The organism is Acrocarpospora sp. B8E8, from assembly GCF_039871605.1.
GTDB lineage: Bacteria > Actinomycetota > Actinomycetes > Streptosporangiales > Streptosporangiaceae > Acrocarpospora > Acrocarpospora macrocephala.
Genome location: NZ_JBDPLV010000015.1, coordinates 23,720 through 46,293 on the forward strand (window position 1 = coordinate 23,720; position 22,574 = coordinate 46,293).

Here is a 22,574-nt window from a genome sequence, read left to right on the forward strand (position 1 = left end):
AGTCTAGTACTGGGTACTGGACAGTCTAGTACCCTTCAAACATGAGCAGCCAGACCCGTTCCGCCCGAAAGCATCACGCGATCATGGACGCCGCCCGCACCCTGTTCCTGCGCAACGGCTACAGCGGCACCAGCATGGACGAGATCGCTGCTCTGGCCGCCGTCTCCAAGCAGACCGTCTACAAGAACTTCATCGACAAGGAACGCCTGTTCATCGAGATCATCACCGCGGACATCGCCCAGGCGGAGGCCCAGACGCAGGCGAACGTGCAGGCCCTGGCGAGCAGCGACGACATCGCCACCGACCTGTGCGACTTCGCCCGCAGGCACATCACCATCGTGCTCCAGCCGCACCTGATCCAGATGCGCCGCGTCATCATCGCGGTCGCCGACCGCTTCCCCGACCTGGCCACCACCTGGTACGCCTCCGGCCCCGGCCGCTCCCACACCACGCTGGCCGCGCAGTTCGAGGAGCTCACCCGCTGCGGCCTCCTGCGCACCCCCGACCCGCTGCTGGCGGCCCAGCACTTCAACTGGCTGGTCCTGTCGATCCCGCTCAACCAGCTGATGTTCAGCCCGGGAGAGTTCACCCAGGCCCAGTTCGAGTACTACGCCGATGAGGCCGTGCGGGTCTTCCTCGCCGCATACGGAACATGAATCTCGGGGGTGCCCTCAAGGTGCCTGGACCGGGCCGGTTGGGTGATTCCCAGCAACGCGACCAGCGTGAGTCCGGCGTAGAGCAGTGCCCCTAGCCTTTGGTCGGCCTGTGCCGCCGGCAGCCATTCGAGTTCCAGCCCGGGAAACCACGCCCGCCCTTGGATCGGGCCGGTGAGCAGCAGGAATGCCACGACCACCTGCACCCCGGCGACCACTCCCGTCGCTGCCCACGGCCGGAGGGCCACGAAGAACACCGCGCCCGAAATAGCCAGATAAATCATCACGAGCAGCCGGACGGCCAGCACGGATTGTGAAATTTCGTACAGCGGGATCAGGAACAGCAACGGCAACGGCAGCGCGTAGGCGACCGCCGCGACCGCCGGATAAATCCGTATAGGTCGACGTATCAATGCGAGCGGCATCCCCAGCGCGAGCAACACAGGCCCGACCGTCCCGACCAACGCGTACTGCACCATGTGCACCGAGAAGATGGCCCGCGCGTAAACCCCAACCCCGCCCACCATCCCGTACGCGACGACAACAAGCCCGGCAAACCACGCGACCGTCCGCCACCGCAGCCACGACGGCATCCGCCGTACCCCCATGACATAACCAACCCCCGCCGCCACCACAACCAGCAGCAACAACGGATCCAACCGCATCTCAGCAGCCAGCCCCCAAGCCGTGAACGGCGCGAGATCGAACCCCAGCACCGCATGCGTGCTGTCCCCACCCGGCGGCGGAGGCGTCCGCGACAGCGCGACCGCCAACCCCATCCCCGCCGCCATCAGCACCAGCTCACCCCCGGCCAGCCGCAGAAACGGCGCCCGCACTCCGGCCTCCATGGCGACGATCGTCGACTTCCGATGCCGCCACCCGAAGAACCCCAGCACGACGAGCGCGACCACCTTGCCCACCACAAGCAGCCCATACCGCGACCCGAACACCTGCGACAACGACCCCAGCCGCACCCACGCGTTCACCGCCCCCGAGATCGCGACAGCCCCGTAACAACACAACGCGATCGTGCTGAACCTCCGCACCGCCGCGAGCGGCTGCTCCGACTTGCGCAGGAACACCAGCAACCCGAACAGCCCGCCCACCCACAGCGTCACCGCCGTCAGGTGCACCATCAGACTGGTGATCGCGAAATCGTGGTCGGCGGCCGACGCCGAATGCCCGGCATACGCGGGCGGCAGCAGCGCCACCAGGGCCAGCCCGAGCAGGAACCACGGCTTCGCGCGCAGAAAGGTGAGCAGGGTGATCGTCAGCGTCAGGCCGTACACGACAAGGAACGCCAGCCCCTGCGGCACGTAGAGCAGGAACGTCGACAGCGCCCCGGAGCGCAGCGCCTCGCCCACCGGCACCCCGACGAAGTCGGACAAGGTCAGCAGCACCGTCACCGCCGCGCTCGCCGCCCAGGCCAGCGCCCAGCGCGGCACCGCCCGGCGCAGGATCGACCGCCCGTCCTCCAGCAGCACGGCGGCCAGCAACGACCCCGTGGTCGCCACCGCGCACAGGTCGTGCAGCAGCCGCACCACCGGCAGCCCCCACGACGTCAGCGGCCCCGGCGACGGCAACCCCCGGATGGCCGGAAGATCCCGATCCCCGCCGAACCAGAACGCGACCAGCAACACCCCGAACCCGGCGAACAGCACCCCGAATCCGACCAGTCGGCTCCTCATGGTCAGGAGTGCCCGCCGCCGTGCTCCGCCTGCTCCAGCCGCCCGCCGAGCTTCTCGGCCAGCGGTTCCACCATCTCGGGCAGGCCGACCACCACCCACCGGGTGCCGATCACATAGGTCCCGCCGTAGGCTTCGGCCGCCGTCAGCCAGTCCTTCTGCCCGGCGTCGGTGTCGAACGACACCAGGGTGAACGGGCTGCCGGTCCCGGCGCACGACCCCTGCCGCATGTCCTTGCCCTTGCCCTGGATCGAGAGCGAACACCCGATCTTCGTGGCGAGCTCCTCCAGCGTGGCCGGGCCGCCCGCGGGCTTGGCCTGATGATGCTGGTGCTGCCCGGCGGGCAGCTGGGCCGCGCTGCTGTTGCCGCTGAGGGACCCGGCGATCAGGGGCACCGAGCCCACCAGCGCTACCGTCCAGCACAACCGGCTGACCACCTGGCGCAGAACCGTCATGAGATCACTTCCCTGGCGCGGGACATCGGTCGGCCCCGCGCTGGAAGGTACGGCTCAGCCCGCTCCGGCGTTCACCCGCCGTTGAAGTAGCGCGCCACCACCTTCGTGTGCAGCGGGAACGCCAGCTCCTGCGCCTTCTCGATGACCAGGAACTCGCTCGCCTCGGCCGTGGCCGCCACCGGCGGCAGCGCGACGCCCGGAGTCCACGCCCCCAGACCGAAGATCAGCACGGTCCCGTCAGGCGCGCTCAACGCGTCGAACAGGCGCACCCCCGCCACGGTGGTGGCCACCCCGGTCTCCTCCCGGAGCTCCCGGACGGCGGCCTCCTGCCAGCTCTCGCCCACTTCGATGAATCCGCCCGGCAGCGCGAGCCCGCCGATGTGCGGTTCGACGTTCCGGCGCAGCACCAGCAGGCCGTCGTCCACTGGCAGCAGCAGGACCGCGACCGGCAGCGGGTTGCGATAGCTGGTCTTACCGCAGTGCGCGCACGCCCGCGGCCACGGCTGATCCGGCGTGAAAGCCGTGCCGCAATAGGAGCAGTGGGTGTTCACGGACGTCAGGATACGAACTGCTGCGCGGTTCGTCAGGGTTTATCAGTCCGGTTTCGGTTTCCCGACTCTAGCGGGGTGACCGGCTCGGCAGGTTTGGAGTTGGTCGGCGGGCCGCAGCAGGGCTGGGCCAACCCTGATGGGTTGCGGGAACCCTCGGATCGTTTGGACCGGTTGTCGAGGACGCGTCAGGTGATCCCCAGACAGGCGTACGCCTGTCCCTGCCCAGATAGGCATCGACTACTACCACCCTGATAAGCTGTAGTCACTTGTTCACCATGAGTATGCATGGATTCGTCATGGCCGGGGAGGGTTGATGCAGGTCGTCCACGCCTACCGATACGCGCTCGATCCGACCCGCGCCAGGAACGTCTGCTCCGTTCCCACTGCGGTGCCGCCCGCCTCGCGTTCAACTGGGTCTGGCGCGGGTCAAGGCCAACCTGGCCCAGCGGGAGGCCGAACGCTCCTACGGCATCCCCGACACCCAGCTCACCCCGCCGCTGTCGTGGTCGATGTATTCGCTGCGCAAGTCGTGGAACGGGGCCAAACAGGAGGTCGCGCCGTGGTGGGCGGAGAACTCCAAAGAGGCCTACGCCTGCGGTCTGGATCGGCTGGCCACGGCGTTGACGAACTGGAGCGAGTCCAGGAAAGGTATGCGTAAGGGCCCGAAAGTGGGATTTCCCCGGTTCCGGTCCAAACGCCGGAAGGCCATGTCGGTGCGGTTCACCACCGGGGTGATCCGCCTGGACGGCCGCACCCACGTGGTGCTGCCGGTACTCGGGCGGATCAAAACCCACGAGTCCACCCGCAAGCTGGCCCGCCGGGTCGAGGCGGGCACCGCGAAGATCCGCTCGGCCACCGTCCGGCTGGAAGCCGGGCGCTGGCTGGTGTCGTTCTCCGTCCAGGTCGAACGCGCCGAGGCAACCCCCACGCGGCCGGATGCGGTGGTCGGGGTGGACTTGGGCGTCAAGACCTTGGCCGTCTACTCCGACGGCCGCCCACCTACCGCCAACCCTCGGCACCTCGCCGTCGCATCCCGCAAGCTGCGCCGCCTGTCCCGGGCGGTCTCGCGCAAGCAAGGCCCGGACCGGCGCAGCGGGCAACAGCCGTCCGGCCGGTGGCGCAAGGCCGATGCCTCCCGTAACCAGGTCCACCACCGGGCGGCCGCGTTGCGTCGCGATGCCATCCACAAGCTCACCACGACGCTGGCGGGGGAGTACGGCACGATCGTGGTCGAAGATCTCCACATCGCCGGGATGGTGAAGAACCGGCGGCTGGCCCGCGCGATCTCCGATGCCGGGTTCGGCGAGATCCGCCGCCAACTCGCCTACAAAACCGAGTGGAACGGCGGCCGGCTGGTGGTGGCCGGCCGCTGGTTCGCATCCAGCAAGACCTGTTCCGGGTGCGGCGCGGTGAAAGCCAAACTCGCCCTCTCCGAACGAGCCTTCGCCTGCGCCGCGTGCGGCTTGGTCCTGGACCGGGACGTGAACGCCGCGCTTAATCTGGCTTCCCTGGTGAAGCACACCGTCGCCGGGAGTGGCCCGGAGACGATAAACGGACGTGGAGCCGACCGTAAGACCCCGCCTGCCGGGGCCGGTGGCTGTGAAACGTCTACCCCGCACCGGGCACCGCCCAGATCAGACGGGGACCTCCGCCCAGCAATGAGCGGAACACTGGAACTCAGTGAACGGTAGCGTCAAGACATGAGGGGGATGCCGTATCGGAAGCGTCAAGTGGGGCATTGCCGCCTGATTCACAGTCTTTGCTGGTCATGTACATGATCCGACTAGCCAAGGAACGAGGATGGCCGACCTCATCTTCCTCGCCCTGACCATCGCCATCTTCGTGGTCCTCGGGTTCGTCGTGAAGGCGGTTGAGCGGCTGTGAGCGCCGTCAATGCCATCGGCCTCGCCGGCGCGATCCTGCTTGCGATCTTCATGATCGCCGCGCTCCTGTTTCCCGAGCGGTTCTAGATGTTCTTCATCGCCTCGCTGATCCTCGCGCTCGCGCTCGTCCACAAGCCGCTGGGTGACTACATGGCCCGCGTCTACAGCGGCCCTCCCGGCCGGGAACGGGTGCTCTACCGCCTGCTCGGCGTGCGCCCGGACATCGAACAACGCTGGCCTGCCTACGCCCGGGCCCTGCTCGCCTTCTCCTTGATCTCCGTCCTGGTCGTGTACGGCCTGCAGCGCCTCCAGCACCATCTCCTGCTCTCCCTCGGCTTCGACGCGGTCCCCACCCACGTGGCCTGGAACACCGCGATCAGCTTCGTCACCAACACCAACTGGCAGGCGTACGCGGGCGAGAACACCCTGGGCCACCTGGTCCAGATGTCCGGCCTGGCCGTGCAGAACTTCGTGTCGGCGGCCGTCGGCATGTCGGTGGCCGTGGCCCTGATCCGCGGCTTCGCCCGGCGCGGCAGCGAGACCATCGGCAACTTCTGGGTGGACCTGATCCAGGGCACCGTACGGATCCTGCTGCCCATCGCGTTCATCGGGGCGTTGATCCTGGTGGCGGGCGGCGTCGTGCAGAACTTCACCGGCCCGCACGAGATCGCCACCCTCGCGGGCGGAACCCAGCATCTGACCGGCGGCCCGGTGGCCAGCCAGGAGGCCATCAAGGAACTCGGCACCAATGGCGGCGGCTTCTACAACACCAACTCCGCTCACCCCTTTGAAAACCCGCAGACCTGGACGAACTGGATCGAGATCTTTCTCCTGCTGCTGATCCCGTTCTCGTTCCCGCGCACCTTCGGCCGGATGATCGGCCAGCTCCGCCAGGGCTACGCGATCCTCGCCGTGATGGCCACCCTCGCCCTGCTCAGCGTCATCCTGCTCAACGTCTTCGAACTCAGCGGCAAGGCCATCGTCCCCCAAGCGGTCGGCGCGGCCATGGAAGGCAAGGAGACCAGATTCGGCGTCGCCGGCTCCGCCACCTTCGCGGCGGCGACCACGCTCACCTCCACCGGCGCGGTCAACTCCGCCCACGACTCCTTCACCCCGCTCGGCGGCATGATGACGCTGCTCAACATGATGCTCGGCGAGGTCGCCCCCGGCGGCACCGGCTCCGGCCTGTACGGCATGCTCATCCTCGCCGTCATCACCGTCTTCATCGCCGGCCTGATGGTCGGCCGAACCCCCGAATACCTGGGCAAACGCATCAGCGCCCGAGAGATCAAACTGGCCTCCCTCTACTTCCTGGTTACCCCCGTCCTGGTGCTCACCGGCACCGGCGTCGCGATGGCCAACCGGGCGGGCCTGGCGGCCATGCTCAACGCGGGCCCGCACGGCTTCTCCGAGATCCTCTACGCCTTCACCTCCGCCGCCAACAACAACGGCTCGGCCTTCGCCGGGGTCACCGTCAACACGCCCTGGTACTGCGTGGCGCTCGGTCTCTGCATGGCCTTCGGGCGGTTCCTGCCGATCATCTTCGTGCTCGCGCTGGCCGGGTCGCTGGCGAGGCAGCAGGCCGTACCGGTGTCGGCGGGCACGCTGCCCACGCACCGGCCGCAGTTCGTCGGCCTGGTGGCGGGCGTCACCGTGATCCTGGTCGCGCTGACCTTCCTGCCCGCCCTGGCGCTCGGGCCGCTCGCGGAAGGAGTGCACTGATGGCGGTCGCCGCCGGACTTCTGGACCCCCGGCAGCTCGTCACCTCCCTCCCCGACGCGGTCAGGAAGCTCAACCCGCTGACCCTGTGGCACAACCCGGTCATGCTCATCGTCGAGGTGGGCGCGCTCGCCACCACGATCCTGGCGGCGGCCGAGCCGTCGTTCTTCGCCTGGGCCATCGCGGTCTGGCTCTGGCTGACGGTGATCTTCGCCAACCTGGCGGAGGCTGTCGCCGAGGGCCGGGGCAAGGCCCAGGCCGCCAGCCTGCGGGCCGCCAAGCGGGACACCACGGCCAGGCTGCACGAGAGCGGGGGCGTGGTCAACGCCTCCGACCTGCGCCCGGGCGACCTGGTGGTGGTCGAAGCCGGGGAGATCATCCCCGGCGACGGCGACATCGTCGAGGGCATCGCCTCCGTGGACGAGTCGGCCATCACCGGCGAGTCCGCCCCGGTGATCCGCGAGTCCGGCGGCGACCGTTCCGCCGTCACCGGCGGCACCAAGGTGCTCTCCGACCGGATCATCGTCCGGATCACCCAGAAACCCGGCGAGAGCTTCATCGACCGCATGATCGCCCTGGTCGAGGGCGCCGACCGGCAGAAGACGCCCAACGAGATCGCGCTCAACATCCTGCTCGCCGCGCTGACGATCATCTTCCTGGTGGCCACGGCCACGATGCAGCCGATGGCCATCCACGCCAGGGACATCAACCCTGGCGTGCCGGACTCACTCGCGCTGACCGCGGACGGGGTCAGCGGCGTGGTGCTGGTCTCGCTGCTGGTCTGCCTCATCCCGACCACCATCGGCGCGCTGCTGTCGGCGATCGGCATCGCCGGGATGGACCGGCTGGTGCAGCGCAACGTACTGGCCCTGTCCGGCCGCGCCGTCGAGGCGGCCGGCGACGTCAGCACCCTCCTGCTGGACAAGACCGGCACCATCACCCTCGGCAACCGGCAGGCCGCCGCCTTCGTGCCCGCGTCTGGAGTTTCCCCGGATGAACTCGCCGCCGCCGCCCAGCTGGCCAGCCTCGCCGACAACACCCCCGAGGGCCGCTCCATCGTCGTGTACGCCAAGGAGGCCTTCGGCCTGCGCGAACGCGAGCTCATCCAGCCCCGCTGGGTGCCCTTCACCGCCCAGACCCGGATGTCCGGCGTGGACGTCACCGGCCGGCAGATCCGCAAGGGCGCGGCGTCGGCGGTCATGAAATGGGTCCGCGACAACGGTGGCCGTCCCACGGAGAAGGTCGGTCACCTGGTGGACGGCATCTCCGCCTCCGGCGGCACCCCGCTGGTGGTCGGCGAGGTCAACGGCGGCCAGGCCCGCGTGCTAGGGGTCATCCACCTGAAGGACGTCGTCAAGCAGGGCATGCGCGAACGTTTCGCCGAGATGCGCCGGATGGGCATCAGAACCATCATGATCACCGGCGACAACCCGCTGACCGCCAAGGCCATCGCCGACGAGGCCGGGGTCGACGACTTCCTGGCCGAGGCCACCCCCGAGGACAAACTCATCCTGATCAGGAAGGAGCAGGCGGGCGGGCGGCTGGTCGCGATGACCGGTGACGGCACCAACGACGCCCCCGCGCTCGCCCAGGCCGACGTCGGGGTTGCCATGAACACCGGCACCTCGGCGGCCAAGGAGGCGGGCAATATGGTCGACCTCGACTCCAACCCCACCAAGCTCATCGAGATCGTCGAGATCGGCAAGCAGCTCCTGATCACCAGGGGTGCGCTGACCACGTTCTCCATCGCCAACGACATCGCCAAGTATTTCGCGATAATTCCGGCCATCTTCGCGGCCGTCTATCCCGGCCTCGACGCGCTGAACATCATGCGCCTGGCCACCCCCCAGTCGGCCGTGCTCTCCGCGGTCGTCTTCAACGCGATCATCATCGTCGCGCTCATCCCGCTCGCCCTGCGCGGCGTGCGCTACCGGCCGTCCAGCGCCGCCGACCTGCTCTCCCGCAACCTCTACCGGTACGGCCTGGGCGGCGTCATCGCCCCCTTCATCGGCATCAAGCTCATCGACCTCGTGCTCCAGCACCTTCCAGGGATGTCGTGAATGGAACACCTGCATCCGCCTCGTCCGATCTGCCCAGGCCCCGAGCTGGCTCCCAGGGGTGTCGTGAATGGAACGCCTGCACCTGCCTCGTCCGATCTGCCCAGGCCCCGAGCTGGCTCCCAGGGGTGTCGTGAATGGAACGCCTGCACCTGCCTCGTCCGATCTGCCCAGGCCCGAGCCGATTTCCAGGGGTGTTGTGAATGGAACGTCTGCCCCGCTGGACCCGCTCGCATCTGGTCGCCATCCGCGCGATCGTGGTGCTGACCGTGCTCACCGGAGTGATCTACCCCTTGCTCGTGATGGGCGTCGGACAAGCCCTTTTCCACCATCAAGCCAACGGGTCGCTCATCCAGAAAGACGGCAGAACTGTCGGCAGCGCGCTCGTCGGGCAACTCTTCACCGGCAAGGACGGCAAACCGCTCGCCCGGTACTTCCAGACCCGCCCGTCAGAGGCCGGGGAGGGGTACGACATGCTCTCCACCGCGGCCAGTAACCTGGGCCCTGAGGACATTGTGGACACCCTTCCCGCGCCGGGTCATGCGGGCCGAAAGAGCCTGCTGACTCAGGTCTGCGCCCGGAGCAGGGCGGCAGGAGAGCTCGAAGGGGTGTCCGGCGCACGGCCGTATTGCACGGACGAGGGGGTGGGTGCGGTGCTCAAGGTCTTTCCCCACCGGGTGGTGAGCGTCAACCAGCCCTGCCCCGCCACCCCCTTTATCCCGAAATATCGGGGTATGGCGGTGGAGTGTGCCCGGCCGGGCGAGGACTACGCGGCCGGACGCACGGTTCCGGTTCGCGGTGACGTCAGCGGCGACGTCAACGGTAACGTCAGCGGCGTCGCCGTGCCCCCGGACGCGGTCACCGCCAGCGGCTCCGGACTGGATCCCGATATTTCCGTCGAATACGCCCGGCTCCAGGCACCCCGGATCGCCCGCGAACGCCGTACCCCCGTCGAACGGGTCCTCGCCCTGATCGCCGCGCACACCACCGGCCCCGCCCTCGGATTCCTGGGCGAACCCGCCGTCCACGTGCTCGACCTCAACCTGGCCCTCGACCAGGCCAGGTGATGGCCATGCTCCGCGGGCGCCTGCGCGTCTTCCTCGGCTCGGCCCCCGGCGTCGGCAAGACCTACGCCATGCTCGACGAGGGCCGCCGCGCCGTCGAACGCGGCCGGGACGTGGTCGTGGGCCTGGTCGAAACCCACGACCGCCCCCGCACCGCCGCTCTCCTGGACGGACTGGAGATCATCCCGCGCCGCGCCATGATCCACCGCGGCGCGGCCTTCACCGAACTCGATGTGGACGCGGTCATCCGCCGCGCCCCCCGGATCGCCCTGATCGACGAGCTGGCCCACACCAACGTGCCGGGCTCCCGCAACGTCAAACGCTGGCAGGACATCGAGGAGATCCTCGAAGCCGGGATCGACGTGGTCTCCACGGTCAACATCCAGCACCTGGAGTCGATCAACGACGTGGTCCAGGCCATCACCGGCGTGCCGCAGCGGGAGACCGTCCCCGATGAGGTGGTCCGCCGCGCCGACCAGGTGGAACTCGTGGACATGGCCCCCGAGGCGCTGCGCCGCAGAATGGCCCACGGCAACGTGTACGCCCCCGAGAAGGTGGACGCCGCCCTGGCCAACTACTTCCGCGTCGGCAACCTGACCGCATTGCGGGAACTCGCCCTGCTCTGGGTCGCCGGAAAGGTCGACGAGCAACTCGATCGCTACCGCGCCGAACACGGCATCGCCGGAACGTGGGAGGCGCGCGAGCGAGTCGTGGTCGCGCTCACCGGCGGCCCGGAGGGCGACGTGCTCATCCGCAGGGCGGCCAGGATCGCCGACCGCTCCAAAGGCGCCGACCTGCTCGCCGTACACGTGACCAGGGCCGACGGCCTGGCCGACGCCGACCCGGCCAACCTGGTGCGGCAGCGCGCCCTGGTGGAGAGCGTCGGCGGCACCTACCACCAGGTGGTGGGCGACGATGTGGCCGGTGCGCTGATCGACTTCGCCAAGGGTGTCAACGCCACCCAGCTGGTCCTGGGCGCGTCCCGGCGCGGCAGGTTCGCCCAGCTGTTCGCCCGTGGCGTGGGCATGGAGACCACCTCGCGCTCCGGCTCCATCGACGTACACATGGTCACCCACCCGCACGTCAAGAAGGGCAAATCTGGTGCGCGGCAGCGGGCGGCGCTGACCCGGACGCGCCGGATCGGCGGCTGGGCGCTGGCCCTGCTCGGCCTGCCTGTGCTCAGCGCCGTCCTGCTCCCGTTCCGGGAGATGATCACGCTGCCGAGCGAGATCCTGCTGTTCCTGCTGCTGGTGGTGGCGGTCGCGCTGGTCGGCGGCATGCTGCCCGCGGTGACGGCGGCGGTTTTGGGGTTCCTGCTGCTGAACTATTTCTTCACGCCGCCGACGAATCGGTTCACCATCGCCGAGCCGGAGAACGTGCTCGCGCTCGGCGTCTACGTGCTGGTCGCGATCATGGTCAGCCTGGTGGTGGATGTCGCCGCACGCCGTACCAGGGAGTCGGCGCGGGCCGTTGCCGACGCCGAGACGCTCTCGGCCCTGGCCGGATACGTGCTGCGCGGCGAGGCCGCGCTGCCGTCGCTGCTGGGCAGGCTCCGCGAGATGTTCGGCCTGACCTCGGTCACCCTGCTGGAGCGCGGCGCGGCGGCGACCCCGGACGATCAGGGCGATCCGGCGGCCTGGCGGATCGTGGCGACCTCCGGCGGGGAGCCCGCCACGTGTCCCGCCGTGGCCGAGACCGATGTGGCCATCGACGAGGAGCTCGTACTCGCCGCGCGCGGGCGGCTGCTGGACGCCTCCGACCGGCGGATCCTGGAGGCGTTCGCGGCCGAGGCGGCGGTCGCGCTGCGGCAGCAGCGGCTGGCCGAGCAGGCCGAGCGGGCCAAGCCGCTGGCCGAGGCCGACCGGATGCGCACCGCACTGCTGGCCGCCGTCAGCCATGACCTGCGCACCCCGCTGGCCTCCGCCAAGGCGGCGGTGGAGAGCCTGGGCAACACGGCCATCGACTGGTCGCCCGAGGATCGTAAGGAGCTGCTCGCCACCGCCGACGAGTCGCTCGCCAAGCTGGACCGGCTGATCGCCAACCTGCTCGACATGAGCCGCCTGCAGGCCGGCGCGCTGGGCGTCTCGCTCCAGCGGGTGGCCCTGGACGAGGTGGTGCCCCGGGCGATCGACGACCTGGGACCGCTGAGCGACCAGGTGGAGACGGACGTGTCGATCGAACTGCCCGAGATCATGGCCGATCCCGGCCTGCTGGAACGGGTGCTGGTCAACCTGATCTCCAACGCGATCCGGCACAGCCCGCCGGGCGTCAAGGTGCTCGTCTCGGGCAGCTGGCACGGTGAGCATGTGGAGATCCGCGTCATCGACCGGGGGCCCGGCATTCCGGTCGACTCCCACGAACGTGTCTTCCTGCCGTTCCAGCGCCTCGGCGATCGGGACACCCACTCGGGCGTCGGCCTCGGCCTGGCGCTGGCCCGCGGGCTGACCGAGGCCATGGGCGGCGCGCTGAATCCGGATGAAACCCCCGGCGGGGGCCTTACTATGATCGTGACTATGCCGATGGCGGCCGTATGACCCGCATCCTGATCGTCGATGACGAGCCGCAGATCCTCCGCGCGCTCCGGATCAACCTGGTCGCCCGGCAGTACGAGGTCGCCCTCGCCGCCGACGGAAGCGCCGCCCTGCGGGAGGCCGCCCAGTGGCATCCCGACCTGGTGCTCCTGGACCTGGGCCTGCCCGATCTCGACGGGGTGGACGTCATCCACGGGCTGCGCGGCTGGACCACCGTGCCGATCGTGGTCCTGTCCGGCCGGGCCGGGAACCAGGACAAGATCGAGGCCCTGGACGCGGGCGCCGACGACTACGTCACCAAGCCCTTCAACATCGAGGAGCTCCTGGCCCGGGTCCGCGCCGTGACCCGCAGGACCCGCGCCCAGGAGGCCGAACTGGCCGCCGTCCAGCTCGGCGACCACACCATCGACCTGACCAACAAGACCATCTCCGGCGGCGTACGGCTCACGCCCACCGAATGGCACATCCTCGAAATCCTGCTCCGCAACCCCGGCCGCCTGGTCAGCCAGCGCCAGCTCCTGACCGAGGTCTGGGGCACGAAGTACCTGAAGGAAACCCACTACCTGCGGCAGTACATGGTGCAACTGCGCCGCAAACTCGAACGCGACCCCGCCCACCCGGTCCATCTGATCACCGAACTGGGCATGGGCTACCGCTACCTGCCGTGACGGGGGCGTGCCGGGCGGGGCACGCCCCCTGCTCGGTTCTGTCAGGGCGCGTACGCTCTGACCTCCAGCAACCCGACGGAGTTGGTCCCGTTACCGGTGAGCAGCACCCGCAACCGGGTCGTGCTGGTGGCCGTGAACGTCACGTTGTTGAACGCGTTCTTGGTCAGCGTGTATCCGGAAGCTCCGGGCACATCCACATACGCGGTGCCGTTCCAGGACTGCAACTTCCACGACGCGGGCATGTCGATCCCCTGCTCGTCGTCGAAGAAGTACACCTCGGCCCGGTTCAGCGTCTGCGCCGACGGCCAGGTCAGATCCACCCACTGCTCGCCGGTGTTCGGCCAGCAACCCCAGCGCGGGTTCACCGTGTCGTTGGATGACGGAGGCTGGATCCCGTCGTTGATCGCCGCCACGCTCTCCCACGCCGACGTGAACGACGCCGACGGCGTGGCGATCAGCGCCAGATTGCTCGGCGGCTGCACCACCCCGCCCCGGTTGAAGATCTTCACCTCGGTGAGCCCGCTCCGCGACCCGGAGGCGTTGGTGGTCACGATCCGCACCCGCTGCGCGCTGATCGCCGGGAACTGCACCAGGTTGTAGTTGGCCCGCGGCGCGGCCGGGCTCTTGTTCTGACCTGGCACGTTCGTCCAGGTGCTGCCGTTGAGATACTGGATGTTGTACGACGCGGGCGCCCGATAGGTGGCATTCGCCGGACGGCTGTCCTTGAAGTGCACGCGCACCTCGTTGAACGTCCGCGCGGCCCCGAAGTTCACCTCGTACCAGTCGGACGCGGCCGTGTTGCCGCCCCAGAACGGTTCGTTGGTCGGGAACCCGTCGATCGCTCCGGCCACGTTGCTGCCGGACGTGGTCGAGGACGCGGTGGCGGTCGCCCCGGCGGCCAGGTTGGTGAGGCTGGCCGTGAGGTCCACGCCCGCCTTGGCCAGCATGTCCACCATGCGCGGGCTGGACTGGGTCACCTGCGTGGGGGTCTGCAGGCTGGGGAAGGCCTGGTTGAAGGCGACCGTTCCCGTGGTCGTCACCGCGCCGGTGGCGGCGTCCCAGGTGAAGGGCACCAGCGAGTTGACCGTCGCCACCCGGGTCCCGTTCAGGAAGATCGAGTAGCCCTGCGGCACGCCGGGATACCGGGTGATGCCGTCGGCCGGGTCGTCCCAGACGATGGTCAGGTCCGTGTTCCGGTAACGCAGGTTGTTGACGGTGAAGTGGGTCCAGCCGATGTTGATCGGCGAGAGCTCCACCTTCGCGTCACTGCGCGGCCGGAGCCCGGCCACGTCCTCGATCACGGTCCAGTTGGAGCTGCCCAGGATGTTGTGGTGGATCCAGGACCGGTAGTTGATCGACGAGCCGTTCCAGTCGGCCCAGAACTCGTTGGCGTCCGGCCACTGGGTGTTGCCGCCGACGTACTGCGCCCAGGCGTTCCAGTAGAGCAGCTTCTTGTAGTCGGTCGCGCTCATCCACGCGTTCGGGTAGTTGCGCAGCACCGAGGAGTAGAGCCGAAACTGCACGGTCGAGTTGATGGTGGAGAAGTTGTTGGACCCCGGGTTCCCGGCCGCCGCCGCGGCCGCCTTGTCGACCTGGTTGGCGGTGTAGTACGGGAAGATCGGGTATTGGGCGGGGCTGTCGTAGAGGCGCAGCGCCTCCCGGTAGGTCGCCGTGTTCGGGATCGCGCCGACCGCGAACGGGTAGTAGTTGTTGATCTCCTTCCACGGCACCCACTCGTTGGTCGACTTCAGCCGGTGCTCGAACAGCTGCCGGTTGGGGTTCCACAGCACGTTGACGATCGCGTTCTGGATCTGCGTCGCCAGCGTCCGCATCTCCGTGCCCTTGGCCGTGTTGCCGATCGCCTCGTAGGCCTGCGCCGCCGCCAGCGCCCCGCTGTACTGGTAGGCCGACTCCGCCCGGTCCATGTTCCCGGGCTTCCAGTGGAACGACACCGCGTCGGCGTCGTTGCCGGTCAGGGCGCCCCAGTCGTACTCGATGAGCTTGTTGTTGTCGTGGTCGTAGAAGGCGAGCTGGCCCTTGACGTCCTGCTCGGCGTAGCGGGCCAGGTTCCCCGCGATGGCCGGCTGGCCGCCGTGGATCTGGTAGCTCTTCCAGGCCGCCTCGGCGATGTACTGCGTGTAGCTGTTGGACCAGTTCTCCGGGTCACCCGGATTGTCGAGGAACCGGCCGTTCTTGGAGATCTGTCCGACGCTCAGCCAGTCGCCGTACGCGTAGATGGGGTTGCGCAGGTACTTCAGGTCGTCGATGTGCATCGGCTGGGTGAGCGCGATCGCGTTGTTGTAGCCCAGCACGCCCTCGGTGGACGTCGGGAACTGGAAGGTCTGCCCGGGAATGTCGGCGTCCAGATTGTTGAAGCGCATCAGCCACCAGCGGTAGTAGATGTTCTTCTTGATGGCCGGTTCCGGCACGTCGATGTAGGGCAGGTTCTGCGCCCACCACAGGTTGTACGCCCTGACGTGGGTGGCGAACGCGGTCGCGTTGCTGTATCCGGCGTAGGCGTTGAACTCGGTCAGCGACTCGGGGATCTCGTTGGTGACGAAGCCCATCACCACCTTCGCGGTGACGGTCGCCCCGGGCGCGACCGTGACCGAGCGGTTGAGGCCCCCGCTCGTCACCGTGAATCCGTCCCCGGTCAGGCGGGGGAGGATCGTGGTGAGGTTGTTGTACGCGTTGACCTGCCCGGTCAGCGTGTTGCCGCTACCGGTGGCGGCGTAGGGCGAGGTCGCCCGCAGCTGCAGCGTCGAGGACGACGAGCCGTTGTTCGTGATCGACAGGTTGGCCACGGCCACGTTGTTCTCGGTGATGAACTTGGTCTGGTTGACCGTGATCGACCCGCTGGTGTGCACGCTGCGCCAGTGGCTCGGCGCCTGCCAGCGGGAGTTCACCTGCTCGGTGAACGTGCCCGGCGTGATCGCGACCGTGAACGCGTTGTTGTTGCTGATGCTCTCCCAGTACGCGACCTGCCCGCCGAACCCGAGCGTGCCCGGATTGTGGGTCTTCATGAAGACCGCCCGGCCCCGGGTCATCAGCCACGTCCCGGCGGGGTCGTTGCCCGGCCTGGCCAGCAGCCGGTCCATCCAGAAATCGGTGCCGCCGCTCTCGGCGTCGTAGATGGCCTGCATGGAGTTGCCCGGCGCGGCCGGGATGGCGGGCCCGCTGAACGTCGGGAACCCGATGGTCTGCGCGGCCGACGCGGGCGGCCCCGCGACGATCAAACCCGCGACGAGGAGTAAGGCGGCGCTGATCCGCTTCATGAGTGTGCCGTCCATTCGAGCACGCCGGTCGAGAAACCGGTCCGGGAGGTGATGTTCAGCCGCAGCCGCGTCGTGCTGACGGGGGTGAACGTGGTCACGTTCGCGGTGTTGGCGGCCACGCCGCAGGCCGACTGGCCGGGCACGTTCACGTACGCGCTGCCGTTCCAGTACTGCACCTGGCAGGAGGCCGGCAGGTCGATGCCCTGGTTGTCGTCGAACCAGTAGGTGGTGATCCGCCGGATGCTCTGCGCGGTCGGCCACTGGTACTCGATCCATTCGGTGCCCTGGTGGTTCCAGTTGCCGTACGCGCCGTGGCTGTGGTCGGCGGAGCTGGTCGGGGTGAAGCCGTCCTTGATCGCGCCGAGGGTTTCCCACGGGGAGACGTAGGAGGTGGACGCGGTCGCGGTCAGCGCGAGGTTGCCGCCCGCCGGGGGCGGACCGCTGGTCTGCACGACCTTCTGCATGGTGCCGTCGGCGTTCCAGAACAGCTTGTCGATGGTGACCGAGCGGCGGAAGTTGCCCCCGCCCGGGGCCGCGGCGTTGTGGTAGACCATGTACCACTGGCCCTTGAACTCGATGATGGCCGGATGGTTGGTGGTCGAGCTGACCTGGTCGAGCACGACGCCCCGGTGGGTCCACGGGCCGAGCGGGTTGCTCGCGGTGGCGTACCGGATGCAGGCGTAACCCGGCGCGGAGCAGGCCGAGTCGTTGGCCGCGTAGGCCAGGTAATAGGTGCCGTTGCGCTTGAACATCCAGGGCGCCTCCCAGAAGTTGGAGACACCGGTCGGGGTGATCACCGAGCCCACGGTCTGGGTCATGTTCGCGTTGAGGCGCACGGCCCGCAGCCCGTAGTAGGAGCCCCAGTACATGTAGACCTGGCCGTCGTCGTCGGTGAACACGGTGGGGTCGATGTTGAGCGGGGAGGAGTTCGGGGTGCTGTCGCTGATCAGCGGCCCGCCCCGGGCGTCGGTGAACGGGCCGGTGGGCGAGTCGCCGACCGCGACGCCGATGTCCATCCAGCCGGCGCCGTTGCCGTTGACCGGGACGTACCAGTAGTACCGGCCGTTGGCCCCGCGCTCGACCTCGCCGGCCCAGGCGTCGGCCCCGGCCCACGGGAAGTTGGCCAGCGACAGCCGCGCGCCCAGGTCGGTGAAGGTGGTCGCGTCGCTGGAGCTGAACACGTGCCAGTCCCGCATGACGAAGTTCCCGCCGCCGGCGGGGGCCTCGTCGTGGCCGGTGTACAGGTAGAGCGTGTCACCGACGACCAGTGCCGAGGGATCGGCCGTGTAGATCGCGGTGGTGATCGGGGCGGCGGCGATCGCCGGTGCGCCGGTGGTGAGGACGCTTACGGAGAGGACGAGGACGGCGGTTGCCGCGAGGGCGGCCCATCGTCGTTTCATGGGGGTGCTCCTTGCCGAGATGTTAGCGCTAACATTCTTGGGGAGGTGCATGAAGGAAGTGGGATGAAAGGTTTTCGGAAACATAAACTTAACTAGGGAGGCTGTCAATAGAGCAGCCTCCCTAGCGAACCCTGCGGATGGAAAAGGTTTTCGTAACCGTGCGTCAAGGTCTACAGGTCAGGAGTAGGCCTTGACTTCCAGCAGGCCGACCGAGCCGGCTCCGCTCTGCAGCGCGACCCGCAGCCGGGTCGTGCTGACCGCCGGGAACGTCACCCGGTTGTACGCGTTGAGCGCCACCGGATAACTGCCCGGGATATCCACGTACGCGGTCCCGTTCCAGTACTGCAGCTTCCACGAAGCCGGCACCCGGACACCGCCGCCGTCATCGAAGAAGTACACCTCCGCGGAGCTGACCTGCTGCGCCGCGGGCCAGGTGAGCTGGGCCCACTGCGCGCCCGTCTGCGGCCAGGTGCCCCAGCGCGGATTGGCCGTGTCATTGGACAGCGCGGGATCGACACCGTCGTTCACCGCCGCCACGCTCTCCCACGGCGAGGTGTACGAGGCCGACGGCGTCGCGGTCCTGGCCAGGTTGACCGGGGTGGTCCCGCCGCCGGACACGGTGAGCTGGAAGCTCCGGGTGACCGGGGCGCTCTGCCGGTCGTAGTCCCGCAGCTGCACGGTGAAGCTCGCGGTGCCCGCGGTCGTGGGCGTGCCGCTGATCGTGCCGGTGAAGCGGTCCAGGCTCAGCCCGGCCGGCAGCGCGCCGCCGACGACCTGCCAGTCGTAGAACGGCACCCCGCCCTGCGCGGCGAGCGTCTGCTGGTACGCGCTGCCCCGGGTGGCCTGCGGCAACGACGTGGTGAGGATGGCCGGCGCGAGGAACGGCGTCAGGTTGCGGTTGATCTTCCAGCCCGCGTTCTCCGCCACCAGCAGGGCGAGCTTGGTCAGCATCCACCTCCGGGTCGGGAACAGATGCGTCCAGCCGCCGCTCTGCCCGCTCAGCCGGTCCCAATAGCGCTGGTCACCGGGGATGTGGTAGCTGCTGTCCAGCGGTACGGGGTAGCCCTGGTAGGCGACCACGTCCTGGTCATTCCCGCCGCCGGCCACGTAGGCGCGCATGCCCGCCCAGTCGCTGTGGAAGGCGACGGCGTGGCCGTACTCGTGCATGACCAGGCCGTGCACGTCCAGGACCGAGCCCTGGATGGTGGTGCGATACCAGTCCTCGTCGGCCAGCGAGGTGAAGAGCTGCTTGCCGGCCTCGTCGTACTCGAAGATCATCGCCGTGGAGCGGTGCAGCGGACCGGGGACCTGCGTGCCGTTCCTGGTGTGGTATCGGCCGTTGTTCGCCGGGTAACCCGTCGAGTACGGGGTCTGGATGCCGCGGAAGTACACGTACATGCCGGTGAACGCCGCGTTGTTGGTGACGTTGATGGTGTTCTGCCAGTCGTTGCCCGGCAGGTGGTTGTTGTCCGCCCCGGCGGCCACCGTGTCGAACGGCTGCAGGTCGAAGAAGCGGAACCAGTCCCGGACGGCCTCCTCTGCCGCGGTCCGGAACGCGGCGTTGCCGAAGTACCCGGTGATCGTGTCGAAGCGATAGTCGAAATTGATCGGGATCGTGGGCTGGATCGCGGTCTTCTCGTCCTGCTGCACCCGGATCGGCATCGACTGCTGGTACGTCGCGCCGCTCCCGTCCCGGATGTTCAGCCGCAGCGTGTAACTTTCATCGGCGCCAGGCCCGCGCTTGGAGTGGATCGCCAGCCGGAAGATCTTCTGCTCGGACGCGTTGGCGAACGTGAGCGTCTTGATCGCGCCGCTGGCGGTGAGCTGGCTGGGCAGGTCCATCATCAGGCGCGAGGTGCCCTCGGCCCGGAGCTCGACGCTGACCGGGAACGGCACGTCAGCCGGGGGGCGGACGGTCAGCTCGACGTACGGGTTGGCGAGGTAGCCCTGCCAGTCCACCAGCTTGACGCCGTAGCTGTTGACGTTGCGGCCGAACAGGTCGATGACCTGCGCGGTTGGTGCGCTGTGGGCGGGGGGAACCCCCACGAGTAAGGCGGCGAGCATGGTCGCCACCACGGTGAGTCGTCTCATGGCCTGAGACCCTTTCCGTCGCGGAATAGGTTTTCAGGCGCGGACGGTAAAGTGTCACACCGTACCGGTCAAGCTCGACTCTCGGATGATCAGGCGGCAGGGCATGCGGTGCACGCCGGGCGTGGCCTTGCCGTCGATGGCGGCGAACAGGTGCTGGGCGGCCGTGCGGCCGAGGCGTTCCAGGTTCATGTCGATCGTGGTCAGCGGCGGGCGCGTCTCCGCGGAGAGCACCTCCCAGTTGTCGTAGCCGACCACGGCGATGTCGTCCGGGATCCGCTGGCCGCGCTCCCGCGCCGCCTCGATGAACCCGGCCGCTATCTGGTCGCTGCCGCACATCACCGCGTCCACCTCGTGCTTCAGCACGATCTCGGCCGCCTGCCGGCCCCAGCGCTGCGACCACACCCCGAACAGCGGCTGCCCGGCGACGAGCTCGAGCCCGGCCTCGGCCAGCGCGGCCTGGGTGCCCTCGGCCCGGTCCTGCGCCGCCCGGTAGTGGGTGGGCCCGGTCACGTGCGCGATCCGCCGCCGCCCCAGCGTGATCAGATGCTGGACGGCCGTCTTCGCCCCCTCCACGTCGTCTGGCACGAACGACACGTCGTCGGGGTCGTCCGAAGGGGCGTACGCGTAGACCACCGGAAGCGGCAGGTTCCGGCTGATCGACGGGCGCGGGTCGGTGCTCTCGCCCACCACGATCAGCCCGTCCACCCGCCGCGCCAGCAGCGTGCGCAGGTGATGCTGCTCGCGGATCGAATCGCCGCGCGCGTCGCAGAGCAGCACCGACATCTCCCCGGCCCCGAACGCGTCCTCCGCGCCGAGCAGCACCGGGATGCCGAACCGGCCCACGCTGTCGCTGGTGAGCAGCCCGACCGTCCGGGTCTGCCCGGAGATCAAGCTCCTGGCCAGCGCGTTCGGCTGGAACGACAGCTCCTCCGCGGCCACCAGCACCCGCTGCCTGGTCTCGTCGCGCACCTGCCCGCGCCCGTTGAGTGCCTTGGACGCCGTCGCGATCGACACGCCAGCGAGGGCGGCCACGTCGTTGATCGTGGCCGCTCGAGGTCGGCGAGGAGTCATCAGCGAAAGCCTTTTCTGTTGGTATGGGATCGTTATCCTAGCCCGATTTCGCAGACCATAACCCCAGTTGGGCCTTGCGGGCAACCCGGGCCCCCCTTGACACTGTCTCATGTTGCGCTTACGTTTCCGAAAACCTTTTCAGTGTGCTTCGGGGGATGCAGAGGAGAGAACTATGGATATGCCTCGACGCCTCGGCGCGCTGCTCGCCGCCGCGCTGCTGGCCACCGCGTGCGGTGGTGGCGGCGGTGCCGAGAGTCCACCGGCGGCCAATCAGAGCCAGGCCCCGGTGACGATCAAGGTGTGGACCCGGGCTGCTACCGAGTCCCACACGAAGGCCCTGGCCGACGCCTACAACGCGTCGCACACCAACAAGGTCGAGGTGACGGCCTACCCGAACGAAGAGTATCCCGCCAAGATCGCGACCGCGGCCGGTGGTAAGAACCTGCCCGACCTGTTCGCCTCCGACGTCGTGTTCGCCCCCAACTACGTCTCGCAGGGCCTGTGGATCGACGTCACCGAGCGGTTCGGCGCGCTGCCGTTCAAGGACAAGGTCGCCCCCGCGCATATCAAGGAAGCCACCCAGGACGGGAAGATCTACGCGGTCCCGCACACGGTTGACACGTCCGTGCTGTTCATGAACAAGGCTCTGTACACGAAGGCGGGCCTCGACCCGGAGAAGCCCCCGACCTCGCTGAAGGAGATGGCCGAGCAGGCCACCACCATCCGGGAGAAGGTCGGCGGCGACACCTACGGCACCTACTTCGGCGGCAACTGCGGCGGGTGCACATTGTTCACGTTCTGGCCGTCGGTGTGGGCCGGGGGCGGCGACGTGATGAACCCCGAAGGAACCCAGTCCACCGTGGACGCGGGGCCGATGGGGGCGGTGTTCGACGTGTACCGCAAGCTGTTCGAGGCCGGAGTGGCCGCGCCGGGCTCCAAGGAGGAGAACGGCACCACCTGGCTGGGCGCGCTTCAGGCGGGCAACATCGGCGTCGCCCCTGGTCCTTCCGCGTGGCTCGGGTTGCTGGAGGAGAAGGGCATCGACGTCGGCGTCGCGCCCATCCCCGGCGTCGACGGCGGCACCTCCACGTTCGTCGGCGGTGACGTGATCGGCATCAGCGCGACCACGACGCAGGCCGACGCGGCGTGGGACTTCCTCGCTTTCACCCTCTCCGATCAGGTCCAGAGCGATCTGCAGACCAAGAGTCGGACCACGGTCGCCCGTACCGACCTGACCGCGAGTGACCCCCGCGTGCAGACCATGAACGAGGTGATGGCGGTGGGGCGCACGCCGTACGCGCTGAAGTTCAACGAGTCCTACAACGACTCGCAGAGCCCATGGCTGAAGACCCTGCGGGACGCGCTGTTCGGCGCGGATCCGGCGGCGGCGCTCAAGGCGGGCGCGGGAACGATCACGGCTTCACTCAACCAGCAGTAGCGGACTCGCCGGCGCTCCGGGATCTCCGGGGCG

General features: G+C 68.6%; 16 protein-coding genes. 9 read left to right on the forward strand and 7 right to left on the reverse strand.

Annotated features, from left to right (window positions below; genetic code table 11):
• Positions 1-41 precede the first annotated feature (41 nt).
• A complete protein-coding gene (locus ABGB08_RS16755) occupies positions 42-656 on the forward strand; it encodes a TetR/AcrR family transcriptional regulator (protein ID WP_347591221.1) in 615 nt (204 codons plus the stop codon).
• Here the strand turns inward: ABGB08_RS16755 and ABGB08_RS16760 are convergent.
• The 3 genes from ABGB08_RS16760 to ABGB08_RS16770 form a co-directional block, all read right to left on the reverse strand.
• The gene (locus ABGB08_RS16760; RefSeq protein ID WP_347591223.1) at positions 608-2,341 is read right to left on the reverse strand and encodes a CopD family protein; all 1,734 of its coding nucleotides are present in this window, start codon (positions 2,339-2,341) and stop codon (positions 608-610) included. The two genes, ABGB08_RS16755 and ABGB08_RS16760, sit on opposite strands and share 49 nt — an antisense overlap.
• A 2-nt stretch (positions 2,342-2,343) precedes the next feature.
• Positions 2,344-2,793, reverse strand: a complete 450-nt coding sequence (locus tag ABGB08_RS16765) for a hypothetical protein (RefSeq protein WP_347591225.1) — start codon at positions 2,791-2,793, stop codon at positions 2,344-2,346.
• Between the two features lie 71 nt (positions 2,794-2,864).
• Positions 2,865-3,344, reverse strand: a complete 480-nt coding sequence (locus ABGB08_RS16770; protein ID WP_347591227.1) for an NUDIX domain-containing protein — start codon at positions 3,342-3,344, stop codon at positions 2,865-2,867.
• Between the two features lie 470 nt (positions 3,345-3,814).
• Here ABGB08_RS16770 and tnpB point away from each other — a divergent pair, with 470 nt between their 5' ends.
• From tnpB to ABGB08_RS16805, 7 genes are all read left to right on the forward strand, one after another.
• The gene (tnpB, locus tag ABGB08_RS16775; RefSeq protein WP_347591482.1) at positions 3,815-5,035 is read left to right on the forward strand and encodes an IS607 family element RNA-guided endonuclease TnpB; all 1,221 of its coding nucleotides are present in this window, start codon (positions 3,815-3,817) and stop codon (positions 5,033-5,035) included.
• Positions 5,036-5,224: 189 nt separating this feature from the next.
• Positions 5,225-5,314: a potassium-transporting ATPase subunit F gene (locus ABGB08_RS16780; protein WP_347591229.1), complete on the forward strand. Its 90-nt coding sequence runs from the start codon at positions 5,225-5,227 to the stop codon at positions 5,312-5,314.
• Positions 5,315-6,949: a potassium-transporting ATPase subunit KdpA gene (kdpA, locus tag ABGB08_RS16785; protein ID WP_347591231.1), complete on the forward strand. Its 1,635-nt coding sequence runs from the start codon at positions 5,315-5,317 to the stop codon at positions 6,947-6,949. It begins immediately after the preceding gene.
• Positions 6,949-9,006, forward strand: coding sequence for a potassium-transporting ATPase subunit KdpB (kdpB, locus tag ABGB08_RS16790; RefSeq protein ID WP_347591233.1), 2,058 nt, complete (start codon positions 6,949-6,951; stop codon positions 9,004-9,006). The genes kdpA and kdpB overlap by 1 nt, the downstream gene beginning before the upstream one ends.
• A gap of 200 nt (positions 9,007-9,206) precedes the next feature.
• The gene (locus tag ABGB08_RS16795) at positions 9,207-10,070 is read left to right on the forward strand and encodes a potassium-transporting ATPase subunit C (RefSeq protein ID WP_347591235.1); all 864 of its coding nucleotides are present in this window, start codon (positions 9,207-9,209) and stop codon (positions 10,068-10,070) included.
• 5 nt (positions 10,071-10,075) lie between these two features.
• Complete coding sequence (locus ABGB08_RS16800) at positions 10,076-12,601, forward strand: sensor histidine kinase KdpD (protein ID WP_347591237.1); 2,526 nt, start codon at positions 10,076-10,078, stop codon at positions 12,599-12,601.
• Positions 12,598-13,266, forward strand: coding sequence for a response regulator (locus ABGB08_RS16805; protein WP_155357523.1), 669 nt, complete (start codon positions 12,598-12,600; stop codon positions 13,264-13,266). The genes ABGB08_RS16800 and ABGB08_RS16805 overlap by 4 nt, the downstream gene beginning before the upstream one ends.
• Before the next feature lie 41 nt (positions 13,267-13,307).
• On the opposite strand, the gene ABGB08_RS16810 is transcribed toward ABGB08_RS16805, so the two are convergent.
• The 4 genes from ABGB08_RS16810 to ABGB08_RS16825 all read right to left on the reverse strand — a co-directional run bounded on the left by ABGB08_RS16810 (position 13,308) and on the right by ABGB08_RS16825 (position 21,064).
• On the reverse strand, positions 13,308-16,541 hold the full coding sequence (locus ABGB08_RS16810) for a discoidin domain-containing protein (protein ID WP_347591239.1): 3,234 nt from the start codon (positions 16,539-16,541) through the stop codon (positions 13,308-13,310).
• Positions 16,538-17,941 carry a glycoside hydrolase family 43 protein gene (locus tag ABGB08_RS16815; RefSeq protein ID WP_155357525.1) on the reverse strand — a complete coding sequence of 468 codons (1,404 nt, stop codon included), beginning with the start codon at positions 17,939-17,941 and terminating at the stop codon, positions 16,538-16,540. The genes ABGB08_RS16810 and ABGB08_RS16815 overlap by 4 nt, the downstream gene beginning before the upstream one ends.
• A gap of 177 nt (positions 17,942-18,118) precedes the next feature.
• Entirely contained in the window at positions 18,119-20,032 is a 1,914-nt protein-coding gene (locus tag ABGB08_RS16820; RefSeq protein WP_347591241.1) for an Ig domain-containing protein, read from the reverse strand.
• Positions 20,033-20,086: 54 nt separating this feature from the next.
• Positions 20,087-21,064 (reverse strand): LacI family DNA-binding transcriptional regulator, encoded by a 978-nt coding sequence (locus tag ABGB08_RS16825; RefSeq protein WP_347591243.1) that lies wholly within the window; start codon positions 21,062-21,064, stop codon positions 20,087-20,089.
• Between the two features lie 211 nt (positions 21,065-21,275).
• Between ABGB08_RS16825 and ABGB08_RS16830 the strand changes: the two genes are divergently transcribed.
• Entirely contained in the window at positions 21,276-22,541 is a 1,266-nt protein-coding gene (locus ABGB08_RS16830; RefSeq protein ID WP_347591245.1) for a sugar ABC transporter substrate-binding protein, read from the forward strand.
• Positions 22,542-22,574: the final 33 nt, after the last annotated feature.